The sequence below is a fragment of the Pseudomonas sp. GM55 genome, assembly GCF_000282395.1.
GTDB lineage: Bacteria > Pseudomonadota > Gammaproteobacteria > Pseudomonadales > Pseudomonadaceae > Aquipseudomonas > Aquipseudomonas fluorescens_CC.
On sequence record NZ_AKJJ01000111.1, the window covers coordinates 1 to 15,645 of the forward strand.

Annotated in this window: 17 protein-coding genes; 10 read left to right on the forward strand and 7 right to left on the reverse strand. The window is 61.1% G+C overall.

Annotation, left to right across the window (positions count from 1 at the left end; translation table 11 throughout):
- Positions 1–169 precede the first annotated feature (169 nt).
- The gene (gene ppnN, locus PMI31_RS24650) at positions 170–1,543 is read right to left on the reverse strand and encodes a nucleotide 5'-monophosphate nucleosidase PpnN (protein WP_008021866.1); all 1,374 of its coding nucleotides are present in this window, start codon (positions 1,541–1,543) and stop codon (positions 170–172) included.
- Positions 1,544–1,779: 236 nt separating this feature from the next.
- Here ppnN and PMI31_RS24655 point away from each other — a divergent pair, with 236 nt between their 5' ends.
- Together PMI31_RS24655 and PMI31_RS24660 are read left to right on the forward strand one after the other, a co-directional pair.
- On the forward strand, positions 1,780–2,307 hold the full coding sequence (locus PMI31_RS24655; RefSeq protein WP_008021868.1) for a DUF3087 domain-containing protein: 528 nt from the start codon (positions 1,780–1,782) through the stop codon (positions 2,305–2,307).
- 84 nt (positions 2,308–2,391) lie between these two features.
- On the forward strand, positions 2,392–3,936 hold the full coding sequence (locus PMI31_RS24660; RefSeq protein ID WP_008021869.1) for a sensor domain-containing diguanylate cyclase: 1,545 nt from the start codon (positions 2,392–2,394) through the stop codon (positions 3,934–3,936).
- A gap of 10 nt (positions 3,937–3,946) precedes the next feature.
- Here PMI31_RS24660 and PMI31_RS24665 read toward each other — a convergent pair whose 3' ends face one another.
- The 4 genes from PMI31_RS24665 to PMI31_RS24680 all read right to left on the reverse strand — a co-directional run bounded on the left by PMI31_RS24665 (position 3,947) and on the right by PMI31_RS24680 (position 7,487).
- A complete protein-coding gene (locus tag PMI31_RS24665; RefSeq protein WP_008021871.1) occupies positions 3,947–4,864 on the reverse strand; it encodes a LysR family transcriptional regulator in 918 nt (305 codons plus the stop codon).
- Between the two features lie 109 nt (positions 4,865–4,973).
- Entirely contained in the window at positions 4,974–5,330 is a 357-nt protein-coding gene (locus tag PMI31_RS24670) for a DUF2784 domain-containing protein (protein WP_008021872.1), read from the reverse strand.
- Positions 5,331–5,390: 60 nt separating this feature from the next.
- Positions 5,391–6,266 (reverse strand): 4-hydroxy-tetrahydrodipicolinate synthase, encoded by an 876-nt coding sequence (gene dapA / locus PMI31_RS24675; protein WP_008021874.1) that lies wholly within the window; start codon positions 6,264–6,266, stop codon positions 5,391–5,393.
- A gap of 285 nt (positions 6,267–6,551) precedes the next feature.
- Positions 6,552–7,487 carry a GGDEF domain-containing protein gene (locus PMI31_RS24680; protein ID WP_008021876.1) on the reverse strand — a complete coding sequence of 312 codons (936 nt, stop codon included), beginning with the start codon at positions 7,485–7,487 and terminating at the stop codon, positions 6,552–6,554.
- 169 nt (positions 7,488–7,656) lie between these two features.
- Here PMI31_RS24680 and PMI31_RS24685 point away from each other — a divergent pair, with 169 nt between their 5' ends.
- The 3 genes from PMI31_RS24685 to PMI31_RS31110 all read left to right on the forward strand — a co-directional run bounded on the left by PMI31_RS24685 (position 7,657) and on the right by PMI31_RS31110 (position 8,879).
- Positions 7,657–8,355: an AzlC family ABC transporter permease gene (locus tag PMI31_RS24685; protein ID WP_008021878.1), complete on the forward strand. Its 699-nt coding sequence runs from the start codon at positions 7,657–7,659 to the stop codon at positions 8,353–8,355.
- Positions 8,355–8,666, forward strand: coding sequence for an AzlD domain-containing protein (locus PMI31_RS24690; RefSeq protein WP_162130447.1), 312 nt, complete (start codon positions 8,355–8,357; stop codon positions 8,664–8,666). Before PMI31_RS24685 ends, PMI31_RS24690 begins: the two co-directional genes overlap by 1 nt.
- A gap of 66 nt (positions 8,667–8,732) precedes the next feature.
- Positions 8,733–8,879: a hypothetical protein gene (locus tag PMI31_RS31110; protein ID WP_008021881.1), complete on the forward strand. Its 147-nt coding sequence runs from the start codon at positions 8,733–8,735 to the stop codon at positions 8,877–8,879.
- A gap of 143 nt (positions 8,880–9,022) precedes the next feature.
- On the opposite strand, the gene PMI31_RS24695 is transcribed toward PMI31_RS31110, so the two are convergent.
- A complete protein-coding gene (locus PMI31_RS24695) occupies positions 9,023–9,703 on the reverse strand; it encodes an SOS response-associated peptidase family protein (RefSeq protein ID WP_008021883.1) in 681 nt (226 codons plus the stop codon).
- 196 nt (positions 9,704–9,899) lie between these two features.
- On the opposite strand from PMI31_RS24695, the gene PMI31_RS24700 reads away from it, so the two are divergent.
- Positions 9,900–10,799 (forward strand): polysaccharide deacetylase family protein, encoded by a 900-nt coding sequence (locus tag PMI31_RS24700; protein WP_008021885.1) that lies wholly within the window; start codon positions 9,900–9,902, stop codon positions 10,797–10,799.
- Positions 10,800–10,884: 85 nt separating this feature from the next.
- Here PMI31_RS24700 and PMI31_RS24705 read toward each other — a convergent pair whose 3' ends face one another.
- Positions 10,885–11,772 (reverse strand): LysR family transcriptional regulator, encoded by an 888-nt coding sequence (locus PMI31_RS24705; RefSeq protein WP_008021886.1) that lies wholly within the window; start codon positions 11,770–11,772, stop codon positions 10,885–10,887.
- A gap of 124 nt (positions 11,773–11,896) precedes the next feature.
- Here PMI31_RS24705 and PMI31_RS24710 point away from each other — a divergent pair, with 124 nt between their 5' ends.
- The 4 genes from PMI31_RS24710 to PMI31_RS24725 all read left to right on the forward strand — a co-directional run bounded on the left by PMI31_RS24710 (position 11,897) and on the right by PMI31_RS24725 (position 15,504).
- Entirely contained in the window at positions 11,897–13,045 is a 1,149-nt protein-coding gene (locus PMI31_RS24710) for a muconate cycloisomerase family protein (protein WP_162130446.1), read from the forward strand.
- 10 nt (positions 13,046–13,055) lie between these two features.
- The gene (gene catC / locus PMI31_RS24715; RefSeq protein WP_007978984.1) at positions 13,056–13,346 is read left to right on the forward strand and encodes a muconolactone Delta-isomerase; all 291 of its coding nucleotides are present in this window, start codon (positions 13,056–13,058) and stop codon (positions 13,344–13,346) included.
- 52 nt (positions 13,347–13,398) lie between these two features.
- Entirely contained in the window at positions 13,399–14,328 is a 930-nt protein-coding gene (catA, locus tag PMI31_RS24720; RefSeq protein ID WP_008021890.1) for a catechol 1,2-dioxygenase, read from the forward strand.
- A gap of 216 nt (positions 14,329–14,544) precedes the next feature.
- On the forward strand, positions 14,545–15,504 hold the full coding sequence (locus PMI31_RS24725) for an AraC family transcriptional regulator (RefSeq protein WP_008021894.1): 960 nt from the start codon (positions 14,545–14,547) through the stop codon (positions 15,502–15,504).
- Positions 15,505–15,645: the final 141 nt, after the last annotated feature.

Here is a 15,645-nt window from a genome sequence, read left to right on the forward strand (position 1 = left end):
CCCGCCGTAAAGGCGGAACCGTTAGTGGCCGTTACCGCAGCAACGGATATGTACACCCTCAAAAATCCCCGCCGCCTGCCACGCCGCCACCGCGAGCAGGGGGGCGTTGTTGATTCATCCGCCACACTCATCATGGCGGCCCGCGGCAGTAAAGTTCATACCGTACGGGCTACGCCACCACCCGATAACACGGCACATACGCCGCGCCACCCGGCAGTTTCATGCGGTGCTGGGCGACGAAGGCTTTGAGCAGCAGGTCCAGCGGCTGCATGATCGCCGCGTCGCCACGGATCTGGTACGGCCCGTGTTCTTCGATCAGGCGGATGCCCTTGTCCTTGACGTTGCCGGCGACGATGCCGGAGAACGCGCGGCGCAGGTTGGCCGCCAGTTCATGGGATGGCAGGTCGAGGCTGAGCTTCAGGTTGGCCATGTTTTCGTGGGTCGGGTCGAACGGGCGCTGGAAGCCTTCGTCGATTTTCAGCAGCCAGTTGAAGTGGAATGCATCGTTGCGCTCGCGGCGGAACTGCTTGACCGCTTTGAGGCCCAGGGTCATTTGCCGCGCCACTTCGGCCGGGTCATCGATGATGATCTGGTAGTGCTGCTTGGCGGCGTCGCCCAGGGTGGCGCCGACGAACGCGTCCAGTTGTTCCAGATACGGCGCGGCATGTTTCGGCCCGGTGAGGATGACCGGGAAGGGCAGGCCTTCATTGCCCGGGTGCATCAGGATGCCGAGCAGGTACAGGAACTCTTCGGCCGTCCCGGCGCCGCCCGGGAAGATGATGATGCCGTGGCCGACGCGGACGAAGGCTTCCAGGCGTTTTTCGATGTCCGGCAGGATCACCAGTTCGTTGACGATCGGGTTCGGCGCTTCGGCGGCGATGATTCCGGGTTCGGTCAGGCCCAGGTAGCGGCCACCGTGGATGCGTTGCTTGGCGTGGGCGATGGTCGCGCCTTTCATCGGGCCTTTCATCACGCCGGGGCCGCAACCGGTGCAGATGTCCAGGCTGCGCAGGCCCAGTTCGTGACCGACTTTCTTGGTGTATTTGTATTCCTCGGTGTTGATCGAGTGACCGCCCCAGCACACCACGATCTTTGGCTCGACGCCGGGGCGCAGGGTACGGGCGTTGCGCAGCAGGTGGAAGACGTAATCGCTGATGCCCTGGGAATTGCTCAGGTCGATGCGTTGGCTGTCGAGTTCGTTTTCGGTGTAGACGATGTCACGCAGGGCGCTGAACAGCATTTCCCGGGTGCTGGCGATCATTTCACCGTCAACGAAGGCGTCGGCCGGGGCGTTCAGCAGTTCCAGGCGTACGCCGCGGTCCTGCTGGTGAATGCGGATTTCAAAATCTTTATAGGCTTCAAGAATGGTCTTGGCGTTGTCGACATGGGCGCCGGTATTGAGGATGGCCAGGGCGCACTGGCGGAAGAGGGTGTAGGTGCTGCCGGAACCGGCTTCGCTCAATTGCTGGACTTCCCGTTGCGAGAGCGTTTCCAGGCTGCCTTTGGGGCTGACGGAGGCGTTGATAACTTGGCGTTGGGTCATTCAATGATCCTTAAAACGATGTCATTCACACAGCAACCACGAATGGCATCCGAATAATGTGTATTCATGAAAGAAGATGGCACGAACTGCACGGTCTCGCCATGTCCCCCGCTTGACGATGAAAAGATGAAAAGGGGCCCCAGCATAGCTAAATCCCGCGCAGAGGCGATAATGGCCCGCTGTCTTTTTGTCTCAGCCCCCCTTTTTTACCATTGAAGCTCAGGAAACCCGACGCAATGTTCGAAATCCAGCCGATGAACGCCGATACCTACCGGCAACAGACGCGGCGCAGCACGGTCATCATTGCCCTGATCTTTCTGGCGCTGGCGATGGGCCTGTCCACGGCGGCGGTGGCTCTGTTCGGCGCGCCGGGGGGCGACAATCTGCGCTTCAACGTCGGTGGCGTGTTTGTTGCGGTGCTGGCAATGGCGGCGCTGATGCGCAAAGTGTTCTGGCAGCAGGAATGGATGGCGCCGGCGGTCTACGCTTGGCAGCTCAAGCGCAGCCTGATGAGCATCACCAATGTCATGCATCATGTCACCGCGGCCGTGGAGAAGGGTGATCCGGTTGCCATGAAGCTGTTGCGTTTCTACCATCTGGGGCTGAACCAGATGCATCAACTGGACGGCAACTCCAGTGACCACAGCCAGTTGATCCGCGAAATGGATCAGCACAAGGAGCGGATGCAGGCGCTGGGTATCGAAACCGGGCAGACGCGGCTGGATCCGGCGTGGCTGGAGGCGGTAAAGCAGGCGGCGCGCTAACATCATTGCGAGCCTGGATCAGGCATAGTGAGCAAAAGCGGCGATCAGGAAGAGTCGCCCTGTCACAAATAATCAGGGAGCACCATGGGACATCCGTCGATCAACGATCATATTGAAATGCTCCGGCCAGCGGTGCCCCGGCTCAAGGTCCGCTCGGCGGTGATCCTGCTGCTCGCCGTGTGCCTGTCGATGGTGGTTATCGTGATCTGGGAGGCCTGGAGCTCACGCCAGTACCGTCTGCATGACAAGGAAGTGGTGATGTCCAACCTTGCGCAGACCCTGGCTTCGCAAGCGCAGGCAACGGTCAAGCAGGCCGACACGCTGCTGTTCGCTTTGGTCGATCGCCTGGAGCACGACGGTATGGATCAGTCCCGGCTGCCGCAATTGCTCAATGCCCAGCGCAGTGAGTTGAGCCAGCTCCACGGCCTGTTCGTTTTCGACGAAAAAGGCCAGTGGATCGCCAATTCCAATGGCGTCGGCCAAACCGGTGTCAACAACGCCGACCGCGAGTATTTCATCTTCCATCGCGACAACCCCAGCCGCGGGCCGCACATCGGGCCGTCGATCAAGAGCCGTTCGAGCGGTGAATGGATCGTGACGGTTTCGCGCCGGGTCAATCATCCCGATGGCAGCTTTGCGGGCGTGGCACTGGCGTCGATTTACCTCAGCCATTTCCTGCAACTCTACGACAGCATCGACATGGGCAGTAACGGCGTGATCAACCTGATCGCCGACAATGCCAGCATTGTCATTCGCAGACCCTTCAAGGAGACGGATATCGGTACCAGCCTTGCCAAAAGCCCGTTGTTCACCCGGTTGTTGCCCAAGGGCGACTCGGGCACGGCCACGATCACTTCGATTGTCGACGGTGTCGAGCGGGTGACGGGGTACCGCCGGGTCGAGGGGTATCCGCTGATCGTTTTTGCCGCGTTGAACAAGGATGAAGTGCTGGCCAGTTGGCGCCGGGAAACCCTGCTCAGCGTCTGCATCGTCACGTTGTTGCTGAGTGTTCTCGGGGTACTGGGGTTCCGGCTCATCAAGTTGATGAAGCAGCAGAACCTGGTGCAGGTCGAGTTGCTGGACACCCAGGACAAGCTCCTGGAGGTCAATCGCAATCTCGAAGGCCTGGCCCTCAAGGATGCGCTGACAGGGCTGGCCAACCGGCGTCAGTTCGACGCGTTCATCGATGCCGAAATGGGGCGTGCCCGGCGCAGCCAGACCGAGTTGGCGCTGCTGATGATTGATGTCGATCATTTCAAACCGTTCAATGACCGCTACGGCCACCTGGCCGGTGATGAGTGTTTGCGCAAGGTCAGTGCGATCATCACGGACAACATCAAACGCCCCGGTGACCTGGCCGCCCGTTATGGTGGCGAAGAGTTTGCCGTGGTGCTGCCCGGCGCCGACTACGTGGGGGCATTTCTGGTGGCGGAGAAAATCCGCCGCGCGGTGCTACAGGCCGAATTTCCCCACAACGACAGCCCGGAAGGCAGCGTGACGGTCAGTATTGGTGTGTGTGCCAGCAATGCCGCTTCCCAGGTTCGCTCCGAAGACCTGATCGGTGCGGCAGACAGGGCGCTGTACGTGGCCAAGGCCAGTGGGCGCAACATGAGCGTGATCGCCAACTGATCGTCAGGCGTCAGGCAAACCGGTCCGTTCCCTGAACCAGCCGGGTGGCCAGGTTGGGCTTTTCAAGCTGCTCCAGCCACCAGCCCAGGGCGCGACCGTCATGGTCGCCACGCCAGCCGGCGTACAGGATGTTCGGTTCGCGCGGGTCGGCCATCGGCTTTTCAACCAGCGTGCCGTTTTTCAGCAGCGAACCAACCCGGTGTCGTGGCAACCAACCCACCCCCAACGCATTGCACTGGGCCAGGATTTTTGCGCGCATGGTCGGCACGGCCAGCACCGGTTGCCCCCCGGTGACGCCGTAGGTGCTGCCCTCGGTGGCTCTGGATGAATCGGCCACCACAATCGCCCGGTGCTGCGCGACCATGGCCCGGGTAATCGGGCCTTTGGCCCTGGCCAACGGGTGTTTGGGCGACACCGCGAACACCCATTCCATTTCCCCCAGTTGCATCCAGCGCAAGGACGGGATCGCCGGAGGCTCGTTGGTGGCGCCGATGATCAGGTCTGCGCGGCCTTCGCGCAGGGCTTCCCAGACCCCTTTGAGTACTTCCTGGGTGATGCGCAGCGGTACACCGGATTGCAGCGCATCGAATTCGTCGATCACCGGGATCAGGGTTTCGAACTCCAGCAGTTCGTCGGTCACGATCCACAGGCGACTCTCCCAGCCGTTGGCGACTTGCCGGACCCGCTGGGTCAGGCGCGAAACGTCCTGCATCAACCGCGCCGCTTCGTTGACCAGCAATTCACCCGCCGGGGTCAGTTGCAAACGGTAGCGGCGGCGGTCGAACAGCAAGGCATCGAAACGCTCCTCCAGTTGCCGCGCCGCATAGGACACGGTCGACGGCGCCTTGCCCAGGTGCGCCGCCGCCCGCGACAGACTGCCGGTTTCGCGGATGGCCTCGAGCAGCGCCAGGTCTTCGGTCGACAGCATGTTCTGCATCCTCAAACGAATACGACAACTTTGTAGGAGCTGGCTTGCCAGCGAAGGCGCCCTGAAAACAACGCAACGTTCAAGGCCCCCTTCGCTGGCAAGCCAGCTCCTACAGGGTACGGATCAATCGAAGATAGACCAGCACGTTGATCACCAGCACCACGGCGCCCAATCCCAACTGAATGCCGGGTGTCAGGCCGGCGGGATAGATGACCGGCCAGAGGTAATGCTCGATGAATCCACCCCCATAGCCGGATTGCCCGGCCCCATGGCGCAGACGGTTTTCCCAGTCGGTCAGCGGGCAGGGCAAGTGGAGGAACTCCACCGCCATACCCCACAGCGCTGCGGGCGGATGCCACCAGATCAGGTGGCGCCATTTGAGCACCAGCAACCCGCCGAACAACACAAATACAATGAACAACAGGTGCAACAGCATCAGCCCATCGGCGGCGATTCGGTACAGCATATCGGTGCCCCTGAAGGCTGATCGAATCGCCCCATGGTACTCGGACCGCTGGCGGGCGCTCTATCGATTGTCACGGCCCAATGCGCTGAGCACGGCTTTCAAGCGCAGGGTCATCGATTCACTGCTGCGTTGCATCGGCGCACGCAGTTCGTCACCGATCAAGCCTTGCAGGGCCAGCGCGGTTTTCACCGGGGCCGGCTTGGGCTCCAGGAACAGGCTGTTGATCAACGGCAGCAAACGGAAAAACGTGGCGCGGCCGTCCGCCAGGCGGTTGTCGCGGATCTGCCGGTGCAACTGCACGAACAGTTCGGGATGGACATGCGCCGATGCGGCAATCGCGCCTTTGGCGCCCAGGCACAGGGCATTGAAGATCTGGTTGTCTTCACCGCACAGCACGTCGACATGGCCGCTATCGAGCAGGGCCAGGGTATTCGAAAAATTGCCGCCGCAATCCTTGATGGCGACGATGCGCTCGTGGGCGACGATGTTGAGCAGGGTCGCCTGTTCGAAGGCCACGCCGGTACGGTAGGGAATGTCGTAGAGGATCAGCGGCACGCTGGAGGCATCGGCAACCGTGCGGAAGAACGCCTCCAGGCCAGCCTGGGAAGGGCGGATGTAATACGGCGCCGGCACCAGCAGGCCAGCCACCGGGCGCTTGAGAACCTCGCTCTGGAACTGCAACAACTCGATCAGGTTGTTACCCGCCAGGCCCATGGCCACCTGTTGCGCTGGCGCCTGTTCCAGCACCGCATCGAGCACCGCCAGTTGCTCATGTTTGCCCATCGCCGCCGGTTCGCCGGTGGTGCCGCAAACGATCAGGCCGTCGACGCCTTTTTCCAGCAGATGGCTGACCAGCCGGCGCAAGCCGACGAAATCGATGGCACCGTTGTGGAACGGTGTTACCAGTGGAACCCAGATACCTTGAAACGCGGACATGCACTTTCTCCTGATGGTTGACCGATGTCGTCACCGTCAGGAGCGTAGAAGGAGAGTAAGCAAGGGGAGGGTGGTCCGTCGCGCTCAATGTCCTGTCAGCTCATCTGACGGGACAGCGCGCCCCGGTCACATGAGCGACTGTTTCTTCGATTTGAGGGCGTGCGCAACGCAACCTTGCGCCTTGGCAATCAAGCCAAAGACGGAAAAGTTGAAGTTGAAGGTTGCGGACATACTTGCTTACACCCTGAGTGAGGCGCCCAGTTTTAAAAGTCGGCGCGCCGTTTGTCAATCACGAAAGTCAGCGAACTCGGCGCGCATCCGCCCGTTGTGCTTGGCCTTGTAGAGCAATTGATCGACCTGGTCGACGAATTCCAGCGCCGTGGCATGCACAGAAGCGGCGGTGATGCCGACGCCCAGGCTGACGCTCAGCAGGTTCGACACGTTCGAGAATTCATGGGGGATCTGCTGCTGGCGAATCAGGTGCAGGCATTTGTGCGCCACCAGCCTGGCGGATTCGGCGTCGCTATCCGGGAGTAGCCAGACGAACTCTTCGCCGCCGATCCGGGCGATGAAGTCCCGTGGCCGGTTCGCCGCCAGGGACAGGGTTTGCGCGACACGGCGCAGGCATTCGTCGCCCTTGATGTGGCCGTAATGGTCGTTGTACTGCTTGAAGTAATCGATATCCAGCACGATCACCGACAACGGCGAGCCCGTGCGCTGGGCATTGGTCCACTCGCGTTCCAGCACGGTGTCGAACATGCGGCGGTTGGCGATGCCGGTCAGGCCGTCCTGGAAGGAATACTCTTCGAGCTGCTTTTGCAGACGGATCAGGTGTTCTTCGGTTTTCTTGCGCTCGCTGATATCGAACATGAAACCCACCAGCGCTTCGACTTCGCCGTCCTTGCGCACCACGTGCACCACATCGCGAATCCACACGTACTCGCCGCTCTCGGTCAGCGCCCGATAGTCGGCCTCGTGATCGAGACCGGCCCGCGATTGCGAGACGCAGAAGTCCATCACGTAGTCGCGATCATCCGGGTGCATGCGTTCGACCCAGTCGTTGACCGTGGTCCAACTGTCCTGCTTCCAGCCCAGCAGTTCCTCGATCTGTGGCCCGATATAGCTGAAAGTCATGGTTTTCCAGTCGATGCGCCAGGGAATGGCTTTGGTCGACTCAAGCAGGGTTTTGTATACGTCGCTGTCGGTTTCGACTGAACTCATGAAGGGCCAGGTCTCGATGAAAATGCAGCGCCATCATGTTGGTAGCACTTTGCCGAATCAAGCGGGCAGCCGATGAATGGCACGCCGTCGTATCAGTGAGCAAGATTGTTCAAGCCATTGGCCGTCATAGCTGGCAAAGTCTGGGGTCTTTCCCTGTCTGTAGAACGTCATGTCCAACTCAATGATGCCGCGCAGTGCCTTTCTGCGTGGCGCCGCGGCGATCATGCCGCTGTCCCTGGCCACCGCGCCCTGGGGCTTGCTGGCCGGTTCCATGGCCATCGAGGCCAACCTCACGCCCCTGCAAGGCCAGGGGCTGTCGAGCATCGTGTTTGCCGGAGCCGCGCAACTGGTGGCCATTGGCATGCTCAAGGGCGGTGCCGGGATCTTTTCGATTTTGCTCACCACGTTGCTGCTGACCTCCCAGCATCTGCTTTACGGCATGAGCATGCGCTCGGTGATTTCTCCGTTGCCGGGGCACTGGCGTGCAGGCCTGGGTTTTTTGCTCACCGATGAGTTGTTCGCCCTGACCAGTCAGCACGACAAGCAGCAATTCAACCGTTGGTATGCCTTGGGCGTAGGCCTGACGTTCTACATCGCCTGGAACCTGTTCACCCTGGCGGGCATTGTGCTTGGCAGCAGCATTCCGGGCCTCGAACACCTGGGTCTGGATTTCTCCATCGCGGCCACGTTCATTGCCCTGATCACCCCGGTGGTCCGCAACGTGCCGACGGTGGTGTGCGTGGCAGTATCGCTGTTCTGCTCGGTGCTGTTCAGCTACTGGCAATGGGGCTCGGCGCTGGTGCTGTCGGGGTTGGCGGGCATGACCGCCGGGTTTGTCTGCAATAAATTCCATGGTGGACGCACATGATGGTCTGGGCCGTGATTATCGGAATGGGCGTGTTGGTGTTCCTCAATCGCTATGTTTTTCTGGAACCGCGACTGCCGGTGCGCCTGAGCAGCAATGCCCGGCAATTCCTCGGGTTTGCCGTACCGGGCATGTTGACCGCGATCTGCGGGCCGATTGTGTTCATGCCGGAAAAACAGCTGAACCTGCAATGGGACAACCCTTATCTGATCAGCTCACTGGTCGCCGTCGGCCTGGTGCTCTACACCCGCAACACCTTGCTCAGCATGCTGTTGAGCATGGGCTTCTTCTTTTTGCTGCGCTGGTGGCTGTGAGCCGGTCGACGCAAACTGTTCTACGCTTAAAGTGGATGACCGATCCCTTCAGGAAGAGAGGTGAACATGGCCACTGACCCCAAGCGTCCGGACCCGGAAGAAGAAGAGGACGAACCCACGGAAGAAGAGATAGAGCAACAGAAGCGTTCGGTACCGGACTGGAAGCATCCTGACGACGGCAAGGAACTGTCAGAGCCTGACCGCAAGTTCTGAGCGGCACGCCCCCTGCTGTAGGAGCGAGCTTGCTCGCGATGGACGTTAACGATTACGCGTGTTTACTGGCTAAACGCGGCGTTCTTGAGTCCATCGTCGGAACGCCGCCCGGAGCAAGCTCGCTCCTACAGCTATTGATCAGTTCATGGAACTTCTTTAATCAGCGCGGCGCCCTGGTTCCTGACATTGCCAACCGCCTTGTCGACCTTGTACCACTCAAATACGTTACTGACCTCGCCCTGGGACAGCGCCATTTCCTCGGCTCGTTCCTTGGGTGTGGCCGGGTCCAGCCATTCCCGCGCCAGCTCGGGCGAGAACACCACCGGGCGTCGGTCATGCACGTCGAGCATCCCGCCCGCGCTGTCGGCCGTCAGGATGACGAAACCGTCATGCTCCCTGTGAGGGGCTCCGCCGATCGGGTACTGGCCGATGGCCGCGCAAAAAACCGGTGCCCGGTTCCGTCGCCGAATCAGCCACGGTTGTTTGTTGCCATCACCGTCGTCGACCCATTCGAACCAGTTATCGATCGGGCAGATCGCGCGATGGGGCCAGATCGCCCGGAAGTACGGGCCGTGGGCGACTTTCTCGACCCGGGCATTGATCGGCTCCACGCGATCCGTCGCCCAGTGCGGTCGCCAACCCCAGCGCACGGCGTCGGCGTGCAGTCGCTCATTCTCCAGGTGCAACAGGGCGAGTTGCGTAGTGGGTGCGGCGTTATAGTGTGCCAGGGGTTCGTTGCCGACGCGGTTGACCAGCGCGTCGGGGATGCTCAGCACCTTCACGAAATCGTGGATTCCACGGTATTGCGACAGTCGTCCGCACATGGCCTGACACTCTGGTTGAGCGTTTTTTTCAGTTTAGTCGGTGGCGACGAAACGGGCTGGCAAGCACTGGAACCAAACTCTGTGTACCTTATCCAACCTCGGCTCGCCGTCTCGATGCGGGCTGACGACGGATGAACGGGCGAAGGATTCTTGCCAGTTGACGTATCGACCGTGATGGTCTGGCCCAAGGCAGAAGATGAAACAGTTGTTCAAGTGTTTAACGGTGTGCGCCCTGGCAGTGGGGCTGCTGGGTTGTATCGCAGCACCGATTGAAATGACTCCGCAGACCGAACAGCGATTGCGCGAGCAACCTCCCATCCGGTTTCTGCTGACCTTCGATGACGGCCCCAGCGCATCGAGCTGGTGGAATCCGACCGTCACAGTGCTTGAGAGCCTGGCGCAAAACCCGCTGCAACCGGGCATCAAGGCCGTGTTCTTCGTGCAAACCCGTGCACCGCGAGCCGGCGGCAGTGAGTTGGGCCGGGACATCATGCGGCGCGAACACGCCGAAGGCCACATTCTGGGCTTCCACACGGCGACGCCCTGGCACACCAACCATCGCTCGCTGGAGCCGCAAGCGCTGGAACAGGCCCTGACCGATGGCAGCGCCGACATCGCAGCGATCACCGGCGCCCGCCCAATCCTGCTGCGCCCGCCATTCTGGAATTACGACAAACGCACGTTCGCCGCTTATCAGCAACATGGCCTGCATGTACTGCTGACGGACTTGAGCGCCAATGACGGCAAGATCTGGGGCTTCAACGCCAGCCCCCGCCGCCGGTCGCACATGCTGCGCTCGATGTCCGAAGTACGCGAACGCATTGCCCGCGGCGAATTGCCGGTGGTCGATGGCGTGATTCCGGTGGTGGTGACCTTCCACGACCTCAACCGTTATACCGCCCGGCATACCCGTGAGTACCTGCAGATATTGCTCGACAGCGCCCGGGAGACCGGAGTGAAAACCGCGGACAAGCCGTTTTACGACAATCAGGCCGCGGTGCTGCAGGCCGCCATGGCGCGAACCGTGCGCGACGATTCACAGCCGGTCGAGTTGCCGGGTTTCTGGAACTGGATCTGGGGCGGGAACACCCATTAGAAAACGTGCAGATAGGGCCGCTGCGCGCAGGAGCGCCAGCCCGGCCCAGCGGGAGCAAGCTCCCTCGCCACAGGTATTTATTGCCTTAAATCCCTGGTGGCAGCAGTTCATCAATCATCCGCAAACAATGGTTCAACCCCGGCGACACATCGCCCACTCGTCGGCTGAGAATGATCGGCGAGGTGGCGTTGTCTTCCAGCAGCGGGGTGAAGCCGATGTCGTCGCGGTGCAGTAACTGCACCGAGGCCGGCACCAGCGTGACCCCGATTCCTGCCCCTACCAGACCGATCGCCGTTTGCAACTCGTTGGTCCATTGCGCGACGTGGATGCTCACACCGTAGGACTCGAACAGGGCAATCACATGGTCGGCGTAGCTCGGCCGTGGATTGCCGGGGTACAGCACAAAGGGTTCCTTTGCCAGGTCCCGCAGGCTGATGGGGCCTGCGAGCAACGGGTGCCCGGCGGGCAGGGCGGCGACCAGGCGGTCTTCGGTGAGTACGGTCTGGACGATGGCCGGGTCGTCGATACGGATTCTGCCGAAACCGATGTCGATGCGCCCGGCTTTCAAGGCCTGCACCTGTTGCAGGGTGGTCATTTCCGACAGGCCCAACTCCAGCTCCAGCGGCTCGCCACTGCGTAACCGTCGGATCAGTTCCGGCAGCACGCCATACAGGGTCGATGGGGCAAAGCCGATACCCAGCCAGGTTTTCTCACCCGAGCCGATACGCCGCGTGTTGTCGCAGACCTTGCTCAGTTGTTCGAGCAGGGCAGTGGAGTGCTCATGGAAAAACCGCCCGGCGTCAGTCAACTTCAGTGGTCGGCCGCGCTCCAGCAGCATCACCCCCAATTCGTCCTCCAGTTGCTGGATCTGCCGGCTCAACGGCGGTTGGGCAATGTGCAGGCGCTCGGCGGCGCGAGTGAAGTTGAGGGTTTGAGCCAGCACCTGAAAGTAACGCAGGTGACGCAGTTCCATGGGGCCTCCGGATTTTCAATTGAATACCTTTAAGGTATCAAGCCAGACCAATTCTATATTGGCCGCCCGGAAAAAGCCGTATGAGAATCCGACTCAGAACTTCAAGAACCTGACGGGTATCGAAATGCTAGCAACCGCCATTGAGTCGATCGAGACGATCATCGTCGATCTGCCGACCATCCGCCCGCACAAGCTGGCGATGCACACCATGCAGAACCAGACCCTGGTGATCATTCGCGTGCGTTGCGCCGACGGCATCGAAGGCATCGGCGAATCCACCACCATCGGTGGCCTGGCCTACGGCAATGAAAGCCCGGACAGCATCAAGACCAACATCGATACGCACTTCACACCGCTGTTGATCGGCCAGGACAGCGGCAACGTCAACGCCGCCATGTTGCGCCTGGAACGCAGCATCCGTGGCAACACCTTTGCCAAGTCCGGTATCGAAACCGCGCTGCTCGACGCCCAGGGCAAACGCCTCGGCCTGCCGGTCAGCGAATTGCTCGGCGGCCGTGTTCGCGACTCGCTGCCCGTGGCCTGGACCCTGGCCAGCGGTGACACCGAAAAAGACATCGCCGAAGCGGAAAAAATGCTCGACCTGCGCCGCCATCGCATCTTCAAACTGAAGATCGGTGCCGGTGAGGTCAATCGCGACCTGGCCCATGTGATTGCCATCAAGAAAGCCCTGGGCGATCGCGCCAGCGTGCGGGTCGACGTCAACCAGGCCTGGGACGAAGCCGTCGCGATTCGTGCCTGCCGAATCCTCGGCAGCAACGGAATCGACCTGATCGAACAGCCGATCTCGCGCAACAACCGCGCCGGCATGGCCCGCCTGAACGCCATGAGCCCGGCGCCGATCATGGCCGACGAATCCATCGAAAGCGTGGAAGATGCGTTCAACCTGGCCCGCGAAGGCGCGGCCTCGGTGTTCGCCCTGAAAATCGCCAAGAACGGTGGCCCACGCGCCGTGCTGCGCACCGCCTCCATCGCTGAAGCGGCCGGCATCGCCCTGTACGGCGGCACCATGCTTGAAGGCGGCCTGGGCACCATGGCTTCGGCCCATGCCTTTGTCACCCTGAACAAACTGGCGTGGGACACCGAACTGTTCGGCCCGCTGCTGCTGACCGAAGACATTCTCAGCGAACCGCTGGTGTATCGCGATTTTGAACTGCACGTGCCGAAAACGCCGGGCCTGGGCCTGAGCCTGGATGAAGAGCGCCTGGCGTTCTTCCGCCGCGACAAGACCTCCACCGCCATTCATCAAGCCTGAGGAGAGCATTATGCTGTTCCACGTAAAAATGACCGTGAACCTGCCGGTCGACATGAATCCCGAAGCGGCCGCCAGACTCAAGGCTGACGAAAAGGCCCTGGCCCAGCGCCTGCAAGAGCAGGGCAAGTGGCGCCACCTGTGGCGCATCGCCGGGCACTACGCCAACTACAGCGTGTTCGATGTCGACAGCGTTCAGGAACTGCATGACCTGTTGATGCAATTGCCACTGTTCCCGTACATGGCCATCGAAATCGACGCGATGTGCCGGCATCCTTCTTCCATCCGTGACGATGATCGCTGAGCCCAGCCTGCTCAGCGCTACGCTAATAATTACAAGATGAGGAACCTGCAAAATGAACGTCAAGATTTCCCACACTGCCGAAGTCCAGAAATTTCTCGAAGAGGCCAGCGGCCTGCTCAACGACGCCGGCAACCCGCGGACCAAGGCGCTGGTGTACCGCATCCTGCGTGACTCGGTGAACATCATCGAAGACCTGGCCGTGACCCCGGAAGAGTTCTGGAAAGCCGTCAACTACCTCAACGTGCTGGGCGCGCGCCAGGAGGCCGGGCTGGTGGTGGCCGGTCTCGGTCTGGAGCATTACCTCGACCTGCTGATGGACGCCGAAGACGAACAGGCCGGCAAGTCCGGCGGCACACCGCGTACCATTGAAGGCCCGCTGTATGTGGCGGGCGCGCCGCTGTCGGTCGGCGAAGCGCGCCTCGACGATGGCGTCGATCCGGGCGTGACCCTGTTCATGCAGGGCCGCGTGTTCAACACCGCTGGCGAACCCCTGGCCGGCGCTGTCGTTGACGTCTGGCACGCCAATACCGGCGGCACCTACTCGTACTTCGATACCACGCAATCGGAATTCAACCTGCGTCGCCGCATCGTCACCGACGCCGAAGGCCGCTACCGTTTCCGCAGCATCGTGCCGTCGGGCTACGGCTGCCCGCCGGACGGTCCGACCCAGCAACTGCTCGATCAACTGGGCCGTCACGGCCAGCGCCCGGCGCACGTGCACTTCTTCATTTCCGCGCCGGATCATCGCCACCTGACGACCCAGATCAACCTCGACGGCGATCAGTACCTGCACGATGACTTTGCCTACGCCACCCGCGACGAGTTGATCGCCAAGATCACCTTCAGCGACGATCAGCAGCGCGCGGCGGCCCATGGCGTGAGCGGTCGTTTTGCCGAAATCGAGTTCGACTTCACCTTGCAGTCGTCTGCCCAGCCCGAGGAGCAACAGCGCCACGAGCGGGTCCGCGCACTCGAGGACTGATTGTCCTGATTCCCTGTAGGAGCGAGCCTGCTCGCGATGGACGTCAACGATGACGCTGGGTGCCTGATCCCCCGCGGCGTCCTCAAGTCCATCGCGAGCAAGCTCGCTCCTACAGGTTTCATTGAGAAGGCCCGCAGGTCAGTCCACTGATACGCCGCTGCAAGTACTGCCTTAGAATGCCCCGACGCAACCGATAACAAAAACGAGAGTGACCCGATGATGCAAGCGCAACTGTTGAGTCAGCGCAGCACCGTATTCGACCACGCCGACCCCTACGCGGTGTCGGGCTACGTCAATCAGCATGTCGGTAATCATTGCATCCTGATGCCTCGTGCCGGGCACCCCCTGGCCAGCCTCAATCATCGCAAGTTCGCCAGTCTCGACCTTTGCCGGATCAGCTACGGCGGCAGCGTTCGCGTCACCTCGGGCGCGCTGGAAAGCATCTATCACTTGCAAGTGTTGTTGCAGGGCAATTGCCTGTGGCGCGGTCACGGGCAGGAGCATTACTTCGCCCCCGGCGAGTTGCTGCTGATCAACCCCGACGATCCGGTCGACCTGACGTACTCGGACGACTGCGAAAAATTCATCCTCAAAGTCCCCACCTCATTGCTCGAATCCGTCTGCAACGAGCAGCGCTGGCGATATCCGGGGCAGGGCGTACGGTTCCTGGAGAACCGTTATCAGCTCAATGAACTGGAAGGTTTTGTCGGCCTGCTGGCGATGATTTGCCAGGAGGCCGAGGCCACCGAGCAGATTCCCCGGGTGCAGGAACATTACGCGCAGATCATCGTCAGCAAGATGCTGAGCCTGATGAAGACCAACGTCAGCCGCCTCGAAATCGGCTCGCAGGCCGCCACGTTCGAAGCGATTGCCGATTACATTGCCAGGAATCTCAAGCAGGACATCGACAGCGAAGAGCTGGCGCGCCAGGCCAGCATGAGCCTGCGCTCGTTGTATGGCCTGTTCGAACGCAATGCGAACACCACGCCGAAAAATTACATCCGTCAGAAACGCCTGGAACGCGTCAACGCTTGCCTCAGCGACCCGACCTGCAACGTGCGCAACGTCACTGAAATCGCAATGGACTACGGCTTCCTGCACCTGGGACGATTCTCCGACAGCTACCGCAAACAGTTCGGCGAGCTGCCGTCGGATACCCTCAAGCGCCGGCACTGAAACCTAAGCATCCCCCTTGTAGGAGCTGGCTTGCCAGCGAAGGCGGCCTGACAGCCGATCTGGATTTTTTTGACTGAGTACATATCCATTGCTGCGGTAACGGCGGCTTAGGGTTCCGCCCTGACGGCGGGTTACTTGGAA

Bases quoted from the DNA above. Each gene is read 5' to 3' on its own strand.
- PMI31_RS24670 (WP_008021872.1), bottom strand. From the start codon at position 5,330: ATGCTGTACCGAATCGCCGCCGATGGGCTGATGCTGTTGCACCTGTTG.
- PMI31_RS24725 (WP_008021894.1), top strand. From the start codon at position 14,545: ATGATGCAAGCGCAACTGTTGAGTCAGCGCAGCACCGTATTCGACCAC.
- PMI31_RS24655 (WP_008021868.1), top strand. From the start codon at position 1,780: ATGTTCGAAATCCAGCCGATGAACGCCGATACCTACCGGCAACAGACG.
- dapA (WP_008021874.1), bottom strand. From the start codon at position 6,266: ATGTCCGCGTTTCAAGGTATCTGGGTTCCACTGGTAACACCGTTCCAC.
- PMI31_RS24700 (WP_008021885.1), top strand. From the start codon at position 9,900: ATGAAACAGTTGTTCAAGTGTTTAACGGTGTGCGCCCTGGCAGTGGGG.
- ppnN (WP_008021866.1), bottom strand. From the start codon at position 1,543: ATGACCCAACGCCAAGTTATCAACGCCTCCGTCAGCCCCAAAGGCAGC.
- catC (WP_007978984.1), top strand. From the start codon at position 13,056: ATGCTGTTCCACGTAAAAATGACCGTGAACCTGCCGGTCGACATGAAT.
- catA (WP_008021890.1), top strand. From the start codon at position 13,399: ATGAACGTCAAGATTTCCCACACTGCCGAAGTCCAGAAATTTCTCGAA.
- PMI31_RS24710 (WP_162130446.1), top strand. From the start codon at position 11,897: ATGCTAGCAACCGCCATTGAGTCGATCGAGACGATCATCGTCGATCTG.
- PMI31_RS24690 (WP_162130447.1), top strand. From the start codon at position 8,355: ATGGTCTGGGCCGTGATTATCGGAATGGGCGTGTTGGTGTTCCTCAAT.
- PMI31_RS24680 (WP_008021876.1), bottom strand. From the start codon at position 7,487: ATGAGTTCAGTCGAAACCGACAGCGACGTATACAAAACCCTGCTTGAG.
- PMI31_RS24685 (WP_008021878.1), top strand. From the start codon at position 7,657: ATGTCCAACTCAATGATGCCGCGCAGTGCCTTTCTGCGTGGCGCCGCG.
- PMI31_RS24695 (WP_008021883.1), bottom strand. From the start codon at position 9,703: ATGTGCGGACGACTGTCGCAATACCGTGGAATCCACGATTTCGTGAAG.
- PMI31_RS31110 (WP_008021881.1), top strand. From the start codon at position 8,733: ATGGCCACTGACCCCAAGCGTCCGGACCCGGAAGAAGAAGAGGACGAA.
- PMI31_RS24705 (WP_008021886.1), bottom strand. From the start codon at position 11,772: ATGGAACTGCGTCACCTGCGTTACTTTCAGGTGCTGGCTCAAACCCTC.
- PMI31_RS24660 (WP_008021869.1), top strand. From the start codon at position 2,392: ATGGGACATCCGTCGATCAACGATCATATTGAAATGCTCCGGCCAGCG.
- PMI31_RS24665 (WP_008021871.1), bottom strand. From the start codon at position 4,864: ATGCTGTCGACCGAAGACCTGGCGCTGCTCGAGGCCATCCGCGAAACC.